General features: G+C 70.1%; 16 protein-coding genes. 12 read left to right on the top strand and 4 right to left on the bottom strand.

Annotation, left to right across the window (positions count from 1 at the left end):
- Positions 1-3 precede the first annotated feature (3 nt).
- From ABT057_RS24805 to ABT057_RS24750, 12 genes are all read left to right on the top strand, one after another.
- Entirely contained in the window at positions 4-963 is a 960-nt protein-coding gene (locus tag ABT057_RS24805) for an ABC transporter permease (RefSeq protein ID WP_352345767.1), read from the top strand.
- On the top strand, positions 960-1,886 hold the full coding sequence (locus ABT057_RS24800; protein ID WP_352345766.1) for an ABC transporter permease: 927 nt from the start codon (positions 960-962) through the stop codon (positions 1,884-1,886). The genes ABT057_RS24805 and ABT057_RS24800 overlap by 4 nt, the downstream gene beginning before the upstream one ends.
- Positions 1,868-3,595, top strand: coding sequence for a dipeptide ABC transporter ATP-binding protein (locus tag ABT057_RS24795; protein WP_352345765.1), 1,728 nt, complete (start codon positions 1,868-1,870; stop codon positions 3,593-3,595). The genes ABT057_RS24800 and ABT057_RS24795 overlap by 19 nt, the downstream gene beginning before the upstream one ends.
- Positions 3,592-4,416, top strand: a complete 825-nt coding sequence (locus ABT057_RS24790; protein WP_352345764.1) for a DUF1684 domain-containing protein — start codon at positions 3,592-3,594, stop codon at positions 4,414-4,416. Before ABT057_RS24795 ends, ABT057_RS24790 begins: the two co-directional genes overlap by 4 nt.
- 42 nt (positions 4,417-4,458) lie before the next feature.
- Positions 4,459-5,499: an LLM class flavin-dependent oxidoreductase gene (locus ABT057_RS24785; protein WP_352345763.1), complete on the top strand. Its 1,041-nt coding sequence runs from the start codon at positions 4,459-4,461 to the stop codon at positions 5,497-5,499.
- A 344-nt stretch (positions 5,500-5,843) separates the two neighbouring features.
- The gene (locus tag ABT057_RS24780; protein WP_352345762.1) at positions 5,844-7,016 is read left to right on the top strand and encodes an acyl-CoA dehydrogenase family protein; all 1,173 of its coding nucleotides are present in this window, start codon (positions 5,844-5,846) and stop codon (positions 7,014-7,016) included.
- Between the two features lie 26 nt (positions 7,017-7,042).
- Positions 7,043-8,467, top strand: a complete 1,425-nt coding sequence (locus ABT057_RS24775; protein WP_352345761.1) for an FAD-binding oxidoreductase — start codon at positions 7,043-7,045, stop codon at positions 8,465-8,467.
- A gap of 317 nt (positions 8,468-8,784) precedes the next feature.
- Positions 8,785-9,468, top strand: coding sequence for a TetR/AcrR family transcriptional regulator (locus ABT057_RS24770; RefSeq protein WP_352345760.1), 684 nt, complete (start codon positions 8,785-8,787; stop codon positions 9,466-9,468).
- Positions 9,469-9,803: 335 nt separating this feature from the next.
- On the top strand, positions 9,804-10,634 hold the full coding sequence (locus ABT057_RS24765) for a hypothetical protein (protein WP_352345759.1): 831 nt from the start codon (positions 9,804-9,806) through the stop codon (positions 10,632-10,634).
- A 5-nt stretch (positions 10,635-10,639) separates the two neighbouring features.
- Positions 10,640-11,332, top strand: coding sequence for a DedA family protein (locus tag ABT057_RS24760; protein ID WP_352345758.1), 693 nt, complete (start codon positions 10,640-10,642; stop codon positions 11,330-11,332).
- A gap of 740 nt (positions 11,333-12,072) precedes the next feature.
- A complete protein-coding gene (locus tag ABT057_RS24755; RefSeq protein ID WP_352345757.1) occupies positions 12,073-14,457 on the top strand; it encodes a SpoIIE family protein phosphatase in 2,385 nt (794 codons plus the stop codon).
- 76 nt (positions 14,458-14,533) lie between these two features.
- Positions 14,534-15,301 carry a helical backbone metal receptor gene (locus ABT057_RS24750; protein WP_352345895.1) on the top strand — a complete coding sequence of 256 codons (768 nt, stop codon included), beginning with the start codon at positions 14,534-14,536 and terminating at the stop codon, positions 15,299-15,301.
- Positions 15,302-15,519: 218 nt separating this feature from the next.
- Here the strand turns inward: ABT057_RS24750 and ABT057_RS24745 are convergent, their stop codons facing one another.
- From ABT057_RS24745 to ABT057_RS24730, 4 genes are read right to left on the bottom strand one after another with little or no spacing between them, the layout of a single operon-like run.
- Positions 15,520-15,969, bottom strand: coding sequence for a MaoC/PaaZ C-terminal domain-containing protein (locus tag ABT057_RS24745; protein ID WP_352345756.1), 450 nt, complete (start codon positions 15,967-15,969; stop codon positions 15,520-15,522).
- Entirely contained in the window at positions 15,966-16,931 is a 966-nt protein-coding gene (locus ABT057_RS24740; RefSeq protein ID WP_352345755.1) for a zinc-binding dehydrogenase, read from the bottom strand. The genes ABT057_RS24745 and ABT057_RS24740 overlap by 4 nt, the downstream gene beginning before the upstream one ends.
- Positions 16,909-17,445: a chromate resistance protein ChrB domain-containing protein gene (locus ABT057_RS24735; RefSeq protein WP_352345754.1), complete on the bottom strand. Its 537-nt coding sequence runs from the start codon at positions 17,443-17,445 to the stop codon at positions 16,909-16,911. Before ABT057_RS24735 ends, ABT057_RS24740 begins: the two co-directional genes overlap by 23 nt.
- A 7-nt stretch (positions 17,446-17,452) precedes the next feature.
- Positions 17,453-18,442 carry a fumarylacetoacetate hydrolase family protein gene (locus ABT057_RS24730; RefSeq protein WP_352345753.1) on the bottom strand — a complete coding sequence of 330 codons (990 nt, stop codon included), beginning with the start codon at positions 18,440-18,442 and terminating at the stop codon, positions 17,453-17,455.
- Positions 18,443-18,731: the final 289 nt, after the last annotated feature.

Here is an 18,731-nt window from a genome sequence, read left to right as displayed (position 1 = left end):
CGCATGCGCCGCTATGTGATCAAACGTGTCGCGCAGGCGCTCGGGGTGCTGTGGGCGGCCTACACGGTCTCGTTCCTGGTGCTGGACTTCCTGCCCGGTGATCCGGTGTCGGCGATGGCAGGTGCCGGAGCGGACTCGGGGCAGGTCGACCCGGCGCAGCTCGCCAGGCTTCGGCACGAGTACGGCTTCGACAAGCCGGTGCTCGTGCAGTACGCCGACCACCTCGGCAACGCGGTGCGCGGGGACTTCGGTGACTCGGTCTCCACCGGCCGTCCGGTGACCTCGACCCTGGGCGACGCACTGCCGCAGACCCTGACGCTGACGGGCGCGGCGCTGCTGCTCGCGGTGGTGTTCGGCGGGGGCCTCGCGGTGTCGGCGACCTTCGCCACGCAGCGATGGCTTCGGCAACTGCTGCTGTCGTTGCCGCCGCTGGGCGTGTCGGTGCCGACCTTCTGGGTCGGGCTGCTGCTCGTCGAGGTGTTCTCCTTCCGGCTGCGCTGGTTCCCGGCGTTCGGCAACGACGGGCTGCGGGGCCTGGTGCTTCCGGCGCTGACGCTGGCGATACCGACCGGCGCGCAGGTCGCCCAGGTGCTGGCCAAGAGCCTGCTCACCGCCCTGGATCAGGCCTATGCGGAGACCGCGCGGGCCAAGGGGGCGGGCAGGCTGCGGATCCACCTGCGGCATGCGCTGCGCAATGCGTCGCTGCCGGCGCTGACGGTCGTCGGGCTGCTGGCCGGGCAGCTGATCGCCGGTTCGGTGGTCGTGGAGACCGTGTTCTCCCGCGACGGGCTGGGCCGGGTGACGGCCGCCGCGGTCACGGCCCAGGACATCCCGCTGGTCCAGGGGGTCGTGGTGTTCGGGGCGCTGATCTTCGTGCTCGCCAACCTGATCGTCGATCTCGTCTATCCGCTCCTCGACCCTCGGATCGTGGTGGCCTCCGGCCGGAAGGAGGGTTTCGCATGACCCGGCCCCTTGTGGACGACGCCGCCACCGGCGCGGCGCTCGGCCTGGCGCGGCCGCTCGAACCCGGCATCGGCCCGGATCCCGGGCGAGGTCCCGAACTGCGGCGCGTCCTGCGGTTCTTCCTGCGCCGGCCCGGTCTGACGGCGTCGGTCCTCGTGGTGGTCCTCGTGGTACTGGCCGCGTTCCGGCCCGGTCTGTTCACCTCGCAGGACCCGCTGCACGGGGTACCGTCACAGAACTTCCGAGGCCCGAGCCGCGCGCACTGGTTCGGCACCGACGAGCTGGGGCGCGATCTGTTCTCCCGGGTGGTGCACGGTGCGCAGCTGTCGTTGAAGGCGACGCTGATCGCGGTGGCGGTCGCCTTCGTGGTCGGCGGTCTGCTCGGCCTGGTGGCCGGGTTCGTCGGCCGCTGGGCCGACGACGTGCTGATGCGCTTCGTCGACGTTCTGCTGTCGATCCCTGCGCTGTTCCTGTCCCTGGCGCTGGTCACGGCGCTGGGCTACGGAACGGTGAAGGTCGCGGTCGCGGTGGGGGCCGCCGGCGTCGCCGCGTTCGCCCGGGTGACGCGCTCGGAGGTGCTGCGGGTGCGGCAGGCGGTCTTCGTCGAGGCGTCCCGCTCGTGCGGGTCCCGCTGGTACTCGGTCCTCGGCCGGCACGTGCTGCCCAACGCGCTGGGCCCGGTGATCGTCCTGGCCACGCTCGACTTCGGCGCCTCGGTCCTGGCCGTGTCGTCGCTGAGCTTCCTCGGCTACGGGGCGCCGCCTCCCGCACCGGAATGGGGCACGTTGATCTCCGACGGCCGCAACTACCTGGCCAATGCGTGGTGGCTCACCGCGCTGCCCGGGCTGGCGATCGCCGCGACCGTGCTGGCCACCAACCGCATCGCGCGAGCGCTGGACGGCGAATGGTCCCGACAGCGATGACCGGCCCGACGACGAACGGACCCGGAACGGGTGGGAATGTGACGAACACAGGGGAACCACTGCTGGAGGTGCGGGGCCTCTCGGTGTCGTACCGCACCCTCGGCGACACGGTGCAGGCGGTGCGGGGCGTCGACCTCGACGTATGGCCGGGCGAGGTGACCGCGGTGGTGGGCGAGTCCGGATCGGGCAAGAGTACGACCGCGCACGCGATCATCCGGCTCCTGGCGGCGAACGGCGGCATCGATGCCGGCACGGTCCGTTTCGGAGGCCGCGACCTCACCTCGCTGTCGGAGCGAGAGCTGCGTACCGTACGCGGCGCACGGATCGGCCTGGTGCCCCAGGACCCCGCGGTGTCGCTCAATCCGGTCAAACGCATCGGTGAGCAGGTCGCGGAGGTGCTGCGCATCCACCAGCCGGCGAGGCGACGCTCCGCGTCGACCGAGGCGATCGCCATTCTGGACCAGGCCGGGCTGCCCGACGCGGCCACCCGCGCCCGGCAGTACCCGCACGAACTGTCCGGCGGGATGCGGCAACGTGCCCTGATCGCCGTCGCCATCGCCGGCCGGCCCGAGCTGATCATCGCGGACGAGCCGACCAGCGCTCTGGACGTCACCGTGCAAAGGGTCATCCTCGACCACCTGCAGCACCTCACCGAGGAGAACGGCACCGCGGTGCTGCTGGTCACCCACGATCTCGGCGTCGCCGCCGACCGGGCGCAGCGGATCGTGGTCATGTCCGAGGGCCGGGTCGTCGAGGCGGGTCCGACCCGCGACGTCCTCGACAACCCGCGGCACGAGTACACCCGGCGGCTGCTGGCCGACGCTCCGAGCCTGGCCACGGCACGCCCCCGAGCCGCGGTTTCCGCACCGTCCGCCGCGGAGGCGGCGCCGTTGGTCGAGGTCCACAACGCGGTCAAGGAGTTCCGCCTCCCCCGCTCGGCGGGCTCGGCGCGCAGCGTGCGCGCGGTCGACGGCGTCAGCTTCACCCTCCACCGGGGGCGCACACTGGCCCTGGTCGGCGAGTCCGGCTCCGGGAAGTCCACCACCGCGCGTCTGGTGCTCCGCCTGACCGACCCGACCGCCGGGCGCATCCTGTTCGACGGCGCCGACGTCACGAGCGCGCGCGGGGCTCGGGCGAGGCAGTTGCGCCGCCGGGCCCAGCTCGTCTATCAGAACCCCTACGCGTCGCTGGACCCCAGGTTCTCCATCGGCGAGGTGATCACCGAGCCGTTGCGTGCCTTCAGGGTCGGCGACCGCGCCTCCCGGCTCGCCCGGGCCCGGGAACTGCTCCAGCGGGTGGCGCTGCCTGCGTCGACGCTCGAGCGCCGCCCGGCGGAGCTGTCCGGCGGCCAGCGGCAGCGCGTCGCGATCGCGCGCGCCCTGGCGCTCTCCCCGGGCCTGGTCGTCTGCGACGAGCCGGTGTCCGCGCTCGACGTCTCCGTCCAGGCGCAGGTCCTCGACCTGCTCGCCGAGCTGCAGGCCGACACCGGGGTGGCGTACCTGTTCATCTCGCACGACCTGGCCGTCGTACGCCAGATCGCGCACCGGGTCGCGGTGATGCGGGCCGGCCGCATCGTCGAGACGGGCACCGCCGAGGAACTCTTCACCCGCCCTCGCCACGACTACACCCGCGAGCTGCTCGCGGCGATCCCCGGCGGCCGTCACACCACGGCCGCATCCGAGCCCCTGGAAGCGAAGGAGCACGCATGACCGTTCAGGACACCACCGCAGACCTGTCCGCGTTCACCCGCGACTGGCAGGAGTGGCACACCCGGCAGGAGGCACGACTCGCCGCCCCGCACGGATTCCTCGCCATCACCGGACTGCACTGGCTCAGCGAGGAGCCGCAGCGCTTCCCCGAGGCTCCGGGCGCCTGGTCGACCGGCGCCGAAGGGGTCGTCGTGGTCCTCGACGACGGCGAGGAACTGGTCGTGGACGAAACCCCCGTCCGCGGCGAGCATCGCTTCGGGGTGCTCCCGGAGCGCGGCGGAGTCGACGTGGTCTGGGGCGACGCCGTGATCGAGGTGGCCAGGCGCGGCGGACACGACATCGTCCGCCCCCGGCACCCGGACGCCCCGCTGCGCACCGCCTTCACCGGCACACCCGCCTACGCCCCGGATCCCCGCTGGGCGGTGACCGGCCGCTACACGGCCTTCGCCGAGCCGCGGCCGACGACCGTGGGCGCGGCGGTCGAGGGCCTGGAGCACGTGTACGACGCGCCGGGCCGGGTCGAGTTCGAGCTGGACGGACGCCCCCTGGCGCTGACCGCGTTCCCCGGACTCGGACCGGGCGGTCTGATGGTGCTGTTCACCGACGCGACCTCCGGGGTCACCACCTACGCGGCCAACCGTGCCCTCGTCCTCGACCCGCCCGCCGCCGACGGCACGGTCGTCCTGGACTTCAACCGGGCGACGAACCTGCCGTGCGCCTACACCGATCTGGCGACCTGCCCGCTGCCGCCGGCCGAGAACCGGCTGACCGTGGCGGTCGAGGCCGGGGAGAAGATCCCCCGCGAGCGGGGCTGGGCCTGAGCACCGGACGCCACCGAGCCGACCACGAGGGACGAACCCCGCATGAGCACCCCCACGATCAGCTCGCTGGCCTTCCTCACACCGGGCAACTTCGCCGACGACGACCCGTACACCGGACTGGAGGAGACCCTGCGGCTGTTCGAGTACGGCGAACGGCTGGGCTTCGACGGCGCCTGGATCCGGCAACGCCATCTCGAGCACGGTGTCGGCTCGGCCGCGGTCTTCCTCGCCGCGGCGAGCCAGCGCACAGAGCGGGTCGAGCTGGGAACCGCGGTGATACCGATCGGGTACGAGAGCCCGTTCCGGCTCGCGGAGGATCTGGCACTGGCCGACGTGCTGTCCCGCGGCCGGCTCCAGGCCGGCTTCAGCACCGGCATGCCGCACGCCGAACTCCTCGGCGACCTGGTGTACGACGGGGACTGGCGCGGCTTCGACCTGTCCTACGGCCGGATCGCCCGCCTCCTCGACAGCCTGCGCGGCGAGTATCTCGGTGGCCCCGACACGGTGATCCGGTCGCCGGGCAACACCCAGCGGCCGCGGCTGCAGCCGCACAACCCCGGCCTGGTGGACCGGGTCTGGTACGGCGGAGGCAGTCTGCGCTCGATCCGGTGGGCCGCGGAGCACGGCCTGAACCTGCTCAGCGGCAACATCGTCACCGGCGAGGGCACGGACGACTTCACCACGGCCCAGCTCACGCTGCTCTCCGAGTACCGGCGCGCTCTCACCGGGAGCCGGCCGACCCGGGTGGCGATCGGCCGGGTGATCGTGCCGTTCGACAGCGCGGACACGACCACCCGGTCCCGCTACCGCGCGTACGCGGCCGCCCGGCACGCGCGCACCCTGGCACCGCAGGGCCCGAAGCGGACCCTGTTCGCCCCGGACGTGGTCGGGACCGCGGACCGGATCCTGGAGCAACTGGCCGCGGATCCCGTGGTCGCGGCCGTCCCGGAACTGCGCCTGGAACTGCCGTACGAGTTCCACCGGGACGACTACGAGCAGATCCTGCACGACGTACGGCACTTGATCGCGCCCGAACTGGGCTGGCGCCCCGACATCGAGCGACTCCACGAAGCGGGCCGATGAACCTGATCGCATCGAAGGGCCGGTGCGCGCCGACACCGTCGATCTGATCGACTCGTTCGACGCGATTCCACTATCGCGTCGATTATTTGTTGAAGGAATCGAAAATTCCCCGCGCAACGACTCCGGCCGCGACGAGCACGGCCGCCCGGGCGGCGCCACGCCCCCTCCCCTTCCAGGACATGACGACTACGACAAACTGTGGACGCAGGCGTCAAAGTCCTCTATGTTCCAGACCACCACCGTCGCCGAGTGCGTGCAGGCAGATCGCGGTGGTTCCCACCAGGAGGCAATCAATGGCGATTGGATCGACGCGGGCGGCCACTGGGTCGGGCTTAACTGCAGCAGTGGAGGAGCCGGACGCCATCGCGACCGAGGCGGTCGAGACGGCGTCCCGTCTCGTGCCGCTCCTGCAGTCGAATGCCGAGGAAGCACGTCGTCTGGCACGCCCCACCGACGAGGCCATCGAGGCGCTGGAGGACTCCGGGCTCCTGATGCTCATGGCGCCCAGGGCCCGGGGCGGCCGGCAGGTCCCTCTGAGCACGTTCATCGATGTGGGAGAGGAACTGGCGCGCGGCTGCGCCTCGACGACCTGGGTCGCCAGCATCTACTCCGGAACGCTGTACATGGTCGCTGGCTTCTCCGACGAGGCGCAGGACGAGGTCTATTCCGTAGGCACTCCGAAGACGCTGGCCGCGTTCAACCCCGCAGGCGAAGCGATGCCGGTGAGCGGTGGCTACCGTCTCACCGGAACCTGGCGCTTCTGTTCAGGACAGCATCACGCCGACTGGGCATTGCTCTCGTCCCTGATCATGAGGGACGGTCTGCCCCCCACGCCCGCGCAGTTCCTCGTCCCGCGCGGTGAGTGCCGAAGCGCCGACGACTGGCAGGTCTCGGGACTCTCCGGAACCGGCTCCGCCTCCCTGTCCACGGACGGCGTCTTCGTGCCCGAGCACCGGGTGCTGCCCTTCGCCGACCCCACCAAGGTGCTGTCGCTCTCCGAAACCCTCGCGGACGACCCCTACTTCAGGATGCCCTTCATCCCCTTCTTCGCGACGGGTGCCACGGGGACGCCCCTCGGCATGGCCAGGGCCGCCCTGGACCTCATGAAGGACCGTATCCAGAAGCGGGGCATCACCTACACGCAGTACACGCGCCAGGCGGACGCCACCATCACGCACTTCCAGATGGACTCTGCGGTCATGAAGCTCGACCAGGCCCGGTTCCACTCCGAACGGGCCGCGGCCACCGTCGCATTGGTGGCCGAGGACCCGTCGGACACCGCGCTGCGGGTCCGGTGCCGCGCCGACGCGGCGTGGACCGCCTCGCTGTGCCGGGAGGTCGTGGAGATCGTCCAGCAGGCGTCCGGCGCCTCCGCCATTCACCGCAAGGATCCGCTCTCGCGCATCGTCAGCGACATACAGGCCCTGTCGGTGCACTCCTTCATCCTGCACAGCACCAACGCGGAGCTGCACGGTCGCGTGCTGTGCGGGCTGGAACCCGGTGTGGCGTTCATCTGAGCCGTAGCACTCTCGAAAGGAAAGCCATGCCCGAGACCGAACAGGGCGTGTTCAAGCACTTCCCCACCGACTTCCGGGGCGAACTCCTCCGCCCCGAGGACGTCGGCTACACGGCAGCGCGAGCGATCTACAACATGCGGGACAGCAATGCGACGCCGGCTCTGATCGCGCGGCCCGCCGACGAGCAGGACGTGCTGGCCGTCGCACGCTTCGCCACGGAGACCGGCACTCCGCTGGCCATACGGGCCGGAGGCCACGGCAGCGACGGAACGGCCATGCCGGACGGCGCCCTGGTGCTGGACGTGACCAACTTCAAGGCCATCGACATCGACAAGGCCACCGGCGTCGTGCGCCTGGGCGCGGGGGTGCTGCTGGGCGAGATGGACACCGCGCTGGAGCAGTACGGGCTGGTTGTCCCGGCCGGCACGGTGAGCACGACGGGCGTCGCCGGGCTCACCCTGGGCGGCGGCGTGGGCTACAACATGCGCCGGTACGGGGCCACCGTGGACAGCCTGCTCGCCTGTGACGTGGTGACACTCGACGGCCGCCGGGTCCGGGCGAGCGAGACGGAGAACCCGGATCTGTTCTGGGCGCTGCGGGGCGGGGGCGGCAACTTCGGCGTGGTGACCGGTTTCGAGTTCCAGGGCCGGCCCATGCAGCGTGAAGTGGCCGCCGGCTTCGTCCCGTTCGACCTGGAGCACGCCCCCGAGGTGCTCGCCGCGCTGCGCGAGCACATGCCGACGGCGCCGCGGGAACTCTCCGTCATCTCAGCACTGACCCAGTGCCCGCCGCTTCCGCCGGTGCCGGCCGAGAAGCACGGGGCCGAGGTGCTGATGCTGGTCGTGGTCTACACCGGCCCGCTGGACAAGGCCGAAGCGGTGACGGACGCGCTCGCGGCCCTGGGGCCGTCCATCGGCAAGGTGATCCAGCCGATGCCCTGGTCCGTGGCGAACCGGATGCTGGACGTGATCGCCCCGTTCGGCCGGCGCATGTACATGAAGGGCGTGTACCTGTCCGAACTCGGCGACGACGTCATCGACATCATGGTCCGGCACGCAGCGGCCCACGAGCCGCAGTCCAGCCCTCCGCTGCCGAGCACCGTGCAGAACATCTGGGCCATGGGCGGCGCCATCACCGAGGACTACGACGAGGACTCCATGGCCTTCTCCCGGGAGGGCGCCGACTGGTTCTGGGAGACCGTCACCCAGTGGGACCAGCCCGAGGACGACAAGCGGTTCCAGAGCTGGGTCGACGGCGCGCACGCGGAACTCAAGCCGCACGTCCGGGACAACTGCTACATCAACCTCTCCACCGACATGGGCCCCGAGTGGCGCCGCGGGGTGTGGGGCAGCCCCGAGAAGTACGCCCGGCTGGTGCAGGCGAAGACCGACTGGGACCCCCACAACCTGCTGCGCTTCAACAAGAACATCGAGCCACTCGGCTCAAGCTGACCGAACGGAGTTCGTAGAGCACAGGAGGGCGGCTCTCGGAAGGAGAGCCGCCCTCTTCGGCTTCTGGCAGCTCTCACGGCCGACGGCCGGCTGGGCAAAACCCGCGGGCTGTGACGAGGGCGTTGCCGCGGTCCCCGGCACCGGGCGGGGTACGTCCGCACGGCCGCGGCCGACAGGTCATGTTGCTCACCCGGCTCCGGGCCGACGGCCTCTGTCACGCCTGGCCGCAGCCCACGTTCGGCATGCGCCGCCCCCGGGCCCCGATTGGTCCGGTGCACGGTAACCGGAGAACATCGTCCAATTGCTAGGGTGGATGGATGGCAGCAACGGAGCGCGCAAAGACAGCCGGGCGGGGACTGCGGGCGGACGCACTGCGGAACAGGCAGCGGATCGCTGAAGCCGCTCGCCAGATCTTCGAGGAGCAGGGGCTGGACGCGCCGCTGGACGAGGTCGCGGAGCGTGCCGGTGTGGGTGCCGGCACGCTGTATCGGCGGTTTCCCACGCGCGAGGATCTGGTCGAGGCCGCTTTCGAGGACGAACTGCGGCGCGTGGCGGTCATCGCGGAGGAGGCACTGCTCTGCGATGACCCCTGGACCGGGTTCAGCACGTATGTCGAGCGGCTCTGCGCCGCCATGGCGACCGACCGTGGCCTGAGCGATCTGTTCACCGTCCGGCTGCCCACCTCGGAAGTCGCTGCGACCTTGTGCGACCGGCAGTCCGAGGCCCTGACAAAACTCGTCCGCCGGGCTCAGGAGGCCGGAGCCCTCAGGGACGACTTCGTTCCGGAGGACATTCTTCTGTTCCTTCTGGCCAATGCCGGGGTGACACAGGTGACCCGCTGCGCCGCCCCACATGCGTGGCGACGTCTGGTCGCGTTCCTGCTGTCGGCATGCAGGCCGGGAAACACAGACCCCCTGCCGGCCGCGCCGACGCCGCTGCAGGCGGAGCGGGCCCTGATCGGACACGCGGAAACGAAGGGCCTGGCGTCGAGCCGGTCGTGACGCCGGGACGGGGGAACCTGAGAGAGTCCGCGCGCCTGGTCGATGTCTCCTGCGTCACAGCGGGAATAAGCGGAGAGACCAGTCCATTTACCTGATCGTTGAACGGGGTGTCGACGCGTCCGAAGAAGTGACGCGTCCTCGGCCGATCAGGAGGCTGTCGTGAACCCACCCGTGTCCATGAAGGATGGCGGATACCCCTCGCAGCGCGCACCGGAGGCGACCCACCGGGGTGTCGTACCGCTGTGGGAGTCCCCCAGGTCGCGCCGTTCGAACCCGGTCTCCGCCCCGGCCATACCCGGCGAACACAGCCCGGCTCCCGTCTCCGGGGGAATCCGGTGAGCGTCGTCGCGGGGTGCGCCCAGCGCCGCCGCCTGCGACATGAGGTGTCCACTGGACGGATCGCACGGCGGCGCGGGACGACCGTGCACCGGAGCGTGCGGCACGGCGTGGCGGGCGTGGCGGCGACCAGTCTCGTGTACGTCGGTCTCCTCCTCGTCTCGGCGGACAACCAGCACCTCTTCGGTGACGGCTGGATGGCATCGGCCGCCGAGACCGCCCATCCTTACGGGACCGCCGTCGTGGACGGCTGGGCGACGTTCAGCCGGACCACGACGCACGCCCTGGCCCGGATGGAAACCTTCGCCGCCTGGCCGTTGACGGCACTGACGATGCTGTGGCTCGCTTCGCGGGATCAGGCGGTCTATGTGCGCACCGCCGTCGCTCTGTTCCTGTCGAACGCGACCGGCCTGGTCGTCTTCGCGTCGCTCCGGGGCTTCCCGGCGGACGAGACGACCCTCGTCCGTGACTACCTGGCGCTGCCCGGTGTGCGCGCCGGCTGGTACCTGCTGATGGCGCTGGTGGTCGTCAGCACCTCCGCGAGGTTGTGGAGAGGTGTCGCGACGGCTGTGGCCCTGTCTGCGGGCACGGCGGCGGTGCTGACCGCGGACGGCCACCTGCTGGGCACGTTGTCGGCCATGAGTGCACCGCTTCTGGCGTGGTATGCCGCAACGCCTCTTCACCGGGGGCGGGCGGTCCGGCGCCGCAGGGCCATGCACCCCTCGGGCGGCACAGTGCCGGAAGGGGACGTGGTCTCCCTCCGGCCCCGAACCGAGGTCTCGGAAGACTGGAGCGATTCGGAGCCCGTCCGGCTGCGACAGGCGGGCTGACGGTCATGCACGTCGAGGCATTGGTCGAAACTGCCGGATGGTGGTCGTACCTGGTGGTGTTCGCCATGACGGCCGGGGAGACCAGCGCGTTCGTCGGTCTGCTGCTGCCCGGTGAGACGGTCATCCTCCTCGCGTCCGCCATCGCGGGCCGGGGCGATCTGAATCCTCTGGTGCTCGCCGTCGTCGTGGTGGTCGGGGGTATGGCCGGTGACAGTCTCGGCTTTGCGCTGGGCCATCGGTGCGAGCGGCGCCTGAGCGGGCGACGGCACCGGTTCCGGTCCGACGCCCGGATCGCACGGGCCCGCGCCTTCCTGAAGCGCCATGGCGGGGCAGCTGTGTTCACAGGCCGGTTCATCGGATTCGTACGGACCTTCCTGCCCTTCGCGGCCGGATCGTCCGGGATGCCGTACCGCCGTTTCTTCCTCTACAGCACCGCCGCGTCGCTGGTCTGGGGCGTCGGCAACGTACTCCTCGGCTACTTCGCCGGCGCGGCGACAGCCGATCTCCTGCACCCCACCGGGCTGATCGGCGCCGCCGCTCTCGCCGCCCTGGCCATGGCCGGCTGCGTCGTCCTGGCGCTCCTCCGGCGCCGTCGTCGCCTCGCGCGCGACGTGTTGGCGCACAAGCCGTCCGCGGGGCCGTTCGCGGCTTCCGAGCAGGGGTCGACGCACATGTTCACGTCTGTGCAGAAGGGTTGATCCAGGGGATTCGAGGTTGCGGAGCCGGCAGGGGTGCCACTGCACAGAGAACAGGCCAGGGACCCGGCCGTGACCGGTGCGAAGGCCGCCGACCTGGCACAGGCCACCGTGGCGGGACTGCCCGTGCTCCCCGGATTCGTGCTGGTGCCCGCCGATCGGGCGCCCGGGGCACCCGTCGGGGAGGATGCGATGCGTTCCGCCTGGCAGGCGCTGGCCGACACGGAAGGGCGGGAGCGGGTTCGGCCGCGCCACACACATCGACGCGTCCTGCGTCGCTTCCGATGCGCATGCGCCGGCTGCGCGACGCGGGTCGGTCCGATCGTGGGAAACGATCCTTGACCCGCCGATACACAACCCATCAACTTTACGTTAGATTCTTCAACGCTTACGTTAATTCGCCCGCGAGATCCGGAACGAGGACTTGTGCCGCACGCCCACCCGAGCATCGGCGAAGCTCGTAGCACGAAAGAGCCCTTCCAGGCCCGCGCGGGCGATCTGTCGAGCGCCGCCCCGCCCACACCCGTCGGCAGCCGGCAGCCGAGCCCCGCCGAAGCTGTCCGCACCGCACGTCTCGGCGTGACCACCGGCGCCACCACGCCGAATCCCTGTCGTGTCCCGCCATCAGCCGTCACGGCGGGACGCGACATACGAGGCAGTGACGCTCCCTGCTTGCCATCTTGTGAGCCGCAGACCATGGTGGTTTTGTCCTGCTCCCGCGGCAGGAGGGCCAGGAATACTCCATGAACCGAAATGGTCGGCAGTCCGACCACCCCACACCTCCACTGACAGGCATCGCACCCCAAGCGTCCGCCGTCGTCATCACGAACCGGGACGGACGCGTCACGCATTGGAGCAACGGGGCGGAGACGCTCCTCGGGTACGCCCCCACGGAGATCGTCGGCAGATCCGTGACCGATCTGCTCGACACCGACGGCACGCCGCGGCACCGCGACGGCCACCGCGTGGATGCGCGGATGAGTCTGTGCCCGCTGCTGGATCACGAGAGGGAGACCGCGTTCCTGCTGACCATCCATCCGGGGGCGGACGAAACGGTGGACCGCTCACTCGCCTCACTCGCCCAATTGATGTTCGAACAGCATCCCCTCGGCCTCGCGATTTTCGACCGCGACGCACGAGCGCTGTCCGTCAACGAGACGGGGCGGCAGGAGACCGATCTGGCCGCCGACGAGTTCCATGGCCTGCGCCCCGCCGAGATCAACCCCGACCCCGCATTCGAGGAGATCGAACGGCGGATCCGCCGGGCGGCCGAGACCGGGAAGCCGGAGTTCACGGAGGCGTTCGTCCGGGCTCTTGGCCAGGGCCAGGCGCATGCCTGGGCCTTCGACATCTTTCCGCTCAGGGACGAGACCGCCCAGGTACGTGCGGTGGGCGTGTCAGCGACCGACTATTCGGAGCAGTACGGCTCCCGGGAGCGACTTGCCCTGGTGAGCGAGGCCAGGACCCGCATCGGTGCCAGCCTGGACATCGCGGAGACCGCCCGGGAACTCACCGAGGTCGCCGTCCCCCGCTTCGCGGACTTCGTCGGCGTCGATGTCCTCGACCCCGTTTTCCGGGGTGAGCTTCCCGTATCGGGCACGTCTCCTCGTCCCGCGCTGCTCCGCCTCGCGGCGCACCGGTCGGTGTTCACGCTGGCCCCCGGGGCCATGCCCGCCCCTGGAGAGACGCACGTCCATCCGTCGTCGTCGCCGATCGCCAGGTGCCTCGCCAAAGGCCGGGCGGAGCTGTACGACCTCAGGTCTCCCGAGATGGTGCGCTGGCTCGCCGAGGACCCCGCCCACGCGGCGCTCGTCGACGCGTACGGCGCCCACTCGTTGATCGCCGTGCCCATCCGTGCCCGGGGTGCGATCCTCGGGGCGGTCCTGTTCATCAGGTACGCGACGTCTCGCGAGCCCTTCGGCCTCGATGATCTGACGGTCACCGAAGACCTTGTCGCGCGCGTCGCGATCTGTCTGGACAACGACCGCCGGTTCACCCGTGAACGCGGCATCGCGCTGGCCCTGCAGCGGAGCCTGCTGCCGCAGGGACCGACGCTGCATCCGGCCGTCGAGACGGCCGTCCGCTACCTGCCCGCGGGCGGCGACACGCTGAGCGCCGGGGACTGGTTCGACGTGATCCCGCTGCCCGGAGCGCGCGTGGGTCTCGTCATCGGTGATGTCGTCGGCCACGGCATCAACGCCTCGGCGACCATGGGCCGGCTTCGCACGGCCGTGCGTACCCTCGCAGACATCGATCTTCCTCCCGATGAGCTCCTCACCCATCTGGACGACATCGTGACCCACTCCGGTGACGAGCAGGACGACGCGGCGCTCGGGGAGATCCCGGGCGACATCGGCGCCACCTGCCTGTACGCCGTATATGATCCGGTCGGCGGCACATGCTCCCTGGCCCGGGCCGGTCACCCGGCCCCGGTGCTGGTCCACCCGGACGGTACCGGCAGTGTCGTCGACCTGCCCGCGGGCCCTCCGCTCGGCCTGGGCAGCCTGCCGTTCGAGGCGACCGAGTTCACCGTGCCCGAGGGGAGTCTGCTCGCCCTGTTCACCGACGGGCTTCTGGAGCCCGATGCCGACGACGTCGGCAGCGGGCTCTCCCGCGTGTGCAGCGCGGTCGCCTGGCCCGCTCCCTCGCTGGAGGCGCTGGCCGACACCGTTCTGGATCTGTGCACCGGGTCCCGCACCGACGACATCGCCCTGCTCCTCGCCCGCACCCAGCTGCTCGACCGGGAACACGTCGCCTCCTGGGACCTGCCCAGCGATCCCGCCATCGTGGCCAAGGCGCGCGAGCGGGTCGGCATCCAGCTCGCCGCATGGGGGTTGGAGGAGGAGGTCTTCGTCACCGAACTCGTGGTCAGTGAACTGGTCACCAACGCCATCCGCTACGGCCGGCCCCCCATCCAACTGCGGCTGATCCACGAACCCAGCGTCCTCATCTGCGAAGTCTCCGACTGCAGCAGCACGAGCCCGCGACTGCGCCGCGCCCGCGTCTCCGACGAGGGCGGCCGCGGCCTGCTCCTGGTCGCCCAGCTCACTCAGCGATGGGGCACCCGTTACACCGGCACCGGCAAGACCATCTGGGCCGAGCAGCCGATTTCCACGCGGTCCGAGTGACCGTCGAGCCCCGGTACGGGCCGCGCTGATCGCGCGGCGCGGCCATGACCCTGAGGAGACATCGGTGAGAGACGACATGGGAACGCTCGTGACGGTGCCCCGGCCCGTCCGGCGCGTGGTCTCCCTCGTCCCCTCGCTGACCGAGGCACTGGCGCGGTCGGTCTCCGGCTTGCTGGTCGGTGCCACCGACTGGTGCACCCACCCGCCCGACCTCGACGTGGTGCGCGTCCGCGGCACGAAGAACCCGAACCTCGGCACCATTCGCGAGCTGCGACCGGACCTGGTCCTGGCGAACAAGGAGGAAAACCGCGAACTCGACGTGCGCAGGCTGCGGGACAGCGGTATCGCCGTGTGGGTGACCGTGATCGAGACGGTTCCCCAAGGCCTGGCCTCCCTCGAGCGGATCTTCACCGCGGCTCTCGGCCGCCCGGTGCCGGAGTGGCTGATCACTGCCCGAGCGCTGTGGGGTGCCCCACCCCAGGACCCGGTGGTGGACGTCGCCATCCCGATCTGGCGAGACCCGTGGATGGTGGTGGGCAGCTCGACGTTCACCGGCGACCTGGTACGTCGCGCCGGCCTGCGCAACGTCTTCGCCGGTCATCCCCAGCGCTACCCGCACATCGACGTCGACCGCATCGACGGCAGCGGCGCCGATGTCGTACTGCTCCCCGACGAGCCCTACCTCTTCACCGCGGAGGACGGCCCCGAAGCGTTCGCGCACACCCCGACCGAGCTGGTGAACGGCCGGATGCTCACCTGGTACGGCCCTTCTCTGATCGAGGCCCATCAGATGCTGCGTGACCTGAGACGGATCCACTCCGGAAGCATCGACAGGGGTATCTGATTCTTTACGCCGATCCCCATCGGGTGGCTGTTCCGCGTCAGCACGCGGGATGAGGGACTGACCCGACACGACAGCGACTGTTGAGACGCGGTGCGGGCCGGAAGCATCATGGCTTCCGGCCCGCCGGCCGTCCGGTGCGCTGCGAGGCGGTGATCAGGCAGCCGCCGGTACGGCGTTGATCCGCTGCGGGAGCCCGAGAAGGCCGTCCCCGCGGCCCGTCACTGCCCGGTTCGCACGGCGACCATGAGATCGATCATGCCTCGCTGGACGACCTCGTCGTCCTGATTGAGCAGTGTGAACTGCCGGCCCAGAATCCCGGCGTCGCCGCGACTGGTCAGCCTGGTGCTCGTGATGTCCACACGGCAGCGCAAGGTGTCACCGGCGCGGACGGGTCTGACGAACCGCCACTGGTCGACGCCCAGCAACGCTACGGAACTTCCTTCGAATATGCCCAGGCCGGAGGCCAGTCCCATGGCGACCGAGAGCCCGAGCAGTCCGTGGGCGATGGGCCCGCCGAAGCGGCTGTTCGCGGTCGACACGGCGTCGGTGTGAACGGGGTTGGTGTCCCAGCTCCATGCCGCGAACCAGCCGATGTCGGCTTCGGTGATCGTCCGCGCCGCGGTGGTGTATTGCTGGCCGACGGCGAAATCCTCGAAATACAGGGTCATCGTTGGAACACGATCTTTCCGGCGGTGGTGCCTTCGAGCATGGACCGGAATCCCGCCTTTGCGTCCGCCATGGCGAACTCGGCTCCGATCTGCGGATGTATGCCTGTGGTCCGAACGAACTCCAGCAGGTCCACCAACTCGTCACGCGTACCCATCGTCGAACCGATGACCCGCAGTTGCAGGAAGAAGACACGCGTCAGGTCGGCGTCGGCGTCCGCCCCGCTGGTAGCCCCGGCGACGACGAGTACGCCACCGGGCCTGAGCGCTTTCAAGGAGTGCGACCAGGTCGCCTTTCCGACCGTCTCGAAGACCCCGTCGACCCGCTCGGGCAGCCGCGCCCCGGACTCGAACACGTCGTGCGCGCCCAGCTTCAGGGCGAGATCGCGCTTGACGTCGGTGCGTCCGGTCACCCAGACACGGAAGCCGGCGGCACGGCCCAGCTGAATGAGGGCGGTGGACACCCCGCCGGAAGCGCCCTGAACCAGAATCGTCTGACCAGGACGGAGACCGGACTGGACGAAAAGCATGCGATACGCGGTCAGCCAGGCGGTTCCCATGACGGCGCACTCCGCGAAGCTGAGCTCGCGCGGCTTGGGCACCACGTTGCGGGCCGGCACGACCACCCGGTCGGCGAACGTTCCCTGGTACTTCTCGGTGAGCATGGTGCGCCGAGGGTCGAGGGACTCGTCACCGCGCCAGTCGGGGTCCCCGATGAGCGAGTGGACGACGACCTCCGTGCCGTCGGCCAGCGTGCCGGCGCCGTCGCAGCCGAGGGTCATCGGAAACATGTCGGGCTTCAGACCCACACCGCGCAGCGTCCAGACGTCGTGCATGTTCAGACTCGCGGCCTTCACGTCGACGCTGACCCAGCCCGCCGGCACATCGGGTTCCGGTCGCTCACCGATCACCAGCGAAGCAAGGGGATCTTCCGCATTGGGTTCAGATGCGTACACGGCGAACAAGTTGCTGGTCCTCTCTCCATGCGGACCGCAATGTCGCGATCCGCTCCCAGAATGTCGCCACACCCGTCCGCGCATCGCGGTGCCGGCCCCAGAAATAGGTGTAGAGGGCGTCGTAGGTCTCCGCCGACCTGTCGAGGTTCTCCTGATCGGGATAGCGCAGCATCATCCCCTCGGCGAGGGCGAGCAGGGCCGTTCCGAGTGCCATGGACTCGGCCGACAAGTGGGCGAGATCGCCCCCGAGCAGCTGGTGGACGCCGGCGCGGACCGCGTCGGCGATGTCGTCCAGGGCCGGGTCGGTCAGCTCGTAACGGGCGAGCAGTTTGTCGAAAGTGGTGCCGTCCTCGTCGTGCATCCCGATCTCGGCGCCCGGCATCGCGAAGGAGACGGCGCCGGTGGGCCACGGCCCGTCGGGATCGATGAACTCGAAGGTGGCCTCGGGATCTATGAAACGGCGGATGAGCCAGGGCGAGGCCACCCGGTCGAGATGGACATCGGCGCGCGTTACCCAGCGCATGTTCGCCTCAGCCCTTCAATGCCACGTGGTTGCGCAGCGTCCCCGCCCCTTGGACGAGGACCTCGACGAAGTCGCCGTCCTCCAGGAACGGTCCGTCGAGGCCGCCCTCCATCGCGGTGCCCGCCGGGGTTCCCGAGAGGATCATGTCGCCGCCCGCGACCGGCGCGTACTCCGAGATGTGCGCGGCGGTGGCCCCGAAGGAGTACTGCATCCCCGTCGTCGAGCCGTCCTGGCGTACCTCGCCGTTGACCTTGCACATGATGCCCAGACCGTCGTCCGGGATCGGTTCGTCGACGACCATCCAGGGACCGCAACTGTTGCCCGTGCGGAAGTTCTTGGTCAGCGACCATGTCAGCGGGCCGTGGTCGATCTTCGTCAGGCCGAGCGCCTCGTCCCGGATGCTGAAGTCGTTCCAGGCGGTGTAGCCCCAGATGTCGACCCGGTCGCTGCCGGGCTCGTGCTCGCCGCCACCGAGCACGACGGCCACCTCGGCCTCGTAGTCGAGCTTCCGGGTGCCGGCCGGCGGGGTGACCACGGCGTCCTGGCCGACGACGGTGCCGGGGATGACGTAGAAGCCCCACGGGGGAACACCGCCCGCTGCCCCCAGCTTCACCGACTCCTCCAGCTTGATGACGGCGCCCATCCCCGAGGCGTGCAGCGGGAAGTTGCCGCCGAGCGCGAAGATGCGGACCCCCGGATCGGGCAGTGGCGGATCCAGCCGTACGTCGGCCAAGGGCTGTGCGGCGGAGGGGGCGGCCTCTGGGTCCGCCACGATCTCGGCCAGGGTACGCAGACGGTCGCGGAGGTCCTGCCACCGCTCGATCAGGGGCAGCCAGCTCGCGCCCGGCGCCGGGAAGTACGGCTCCAGGTCGTCCACCAGCGCCCGTTCCCGCCCGCGAAGCGCCGCCAAGGCCCGCGCCACATCGACGACGACCTCTCCACCCGCAGGGCCGACCAGCAGCCCGGTCCCCGCACCGCTCAGACGCACAAGCTTCATGACGTTCCCTCTCGCCTGATTCGCAAGCCTCAAGAACAAGTCCGTGTCGATTCACCGACCCCTGCCGGTTCAACGAGTGTGACAGTTATTAAACAACGAAGTCAATAGATCGTTAACCGACACAGCCTCGACTCTTGACGGCTATCAACACCTGCGTAAGATAGTTGACTGTGATGACGGACGTCGGAGGCATGCCGACGCGCGAGTGAGGAGCTGCCGGATGTTGATCATTCACGACCGTAAGGGCGGCCGACGTGAGTTCGAGCCCGTGGAGGGCAAGCCCCTCATG

This window comes from Streptomyces sp. NPDC002588 (genome assembly GCF_040295925.1).
Lineage (GTDB): Bacteria > Actinomycetota > Actinomycetes > Streptomycetales > Streptomycetaceae > Streptomyces.
The sequence above is the reverse complement of the archived record's forward strand: the minus strand, read 5'-3'. Positions and strand labels throughout refer to the sequence as shown.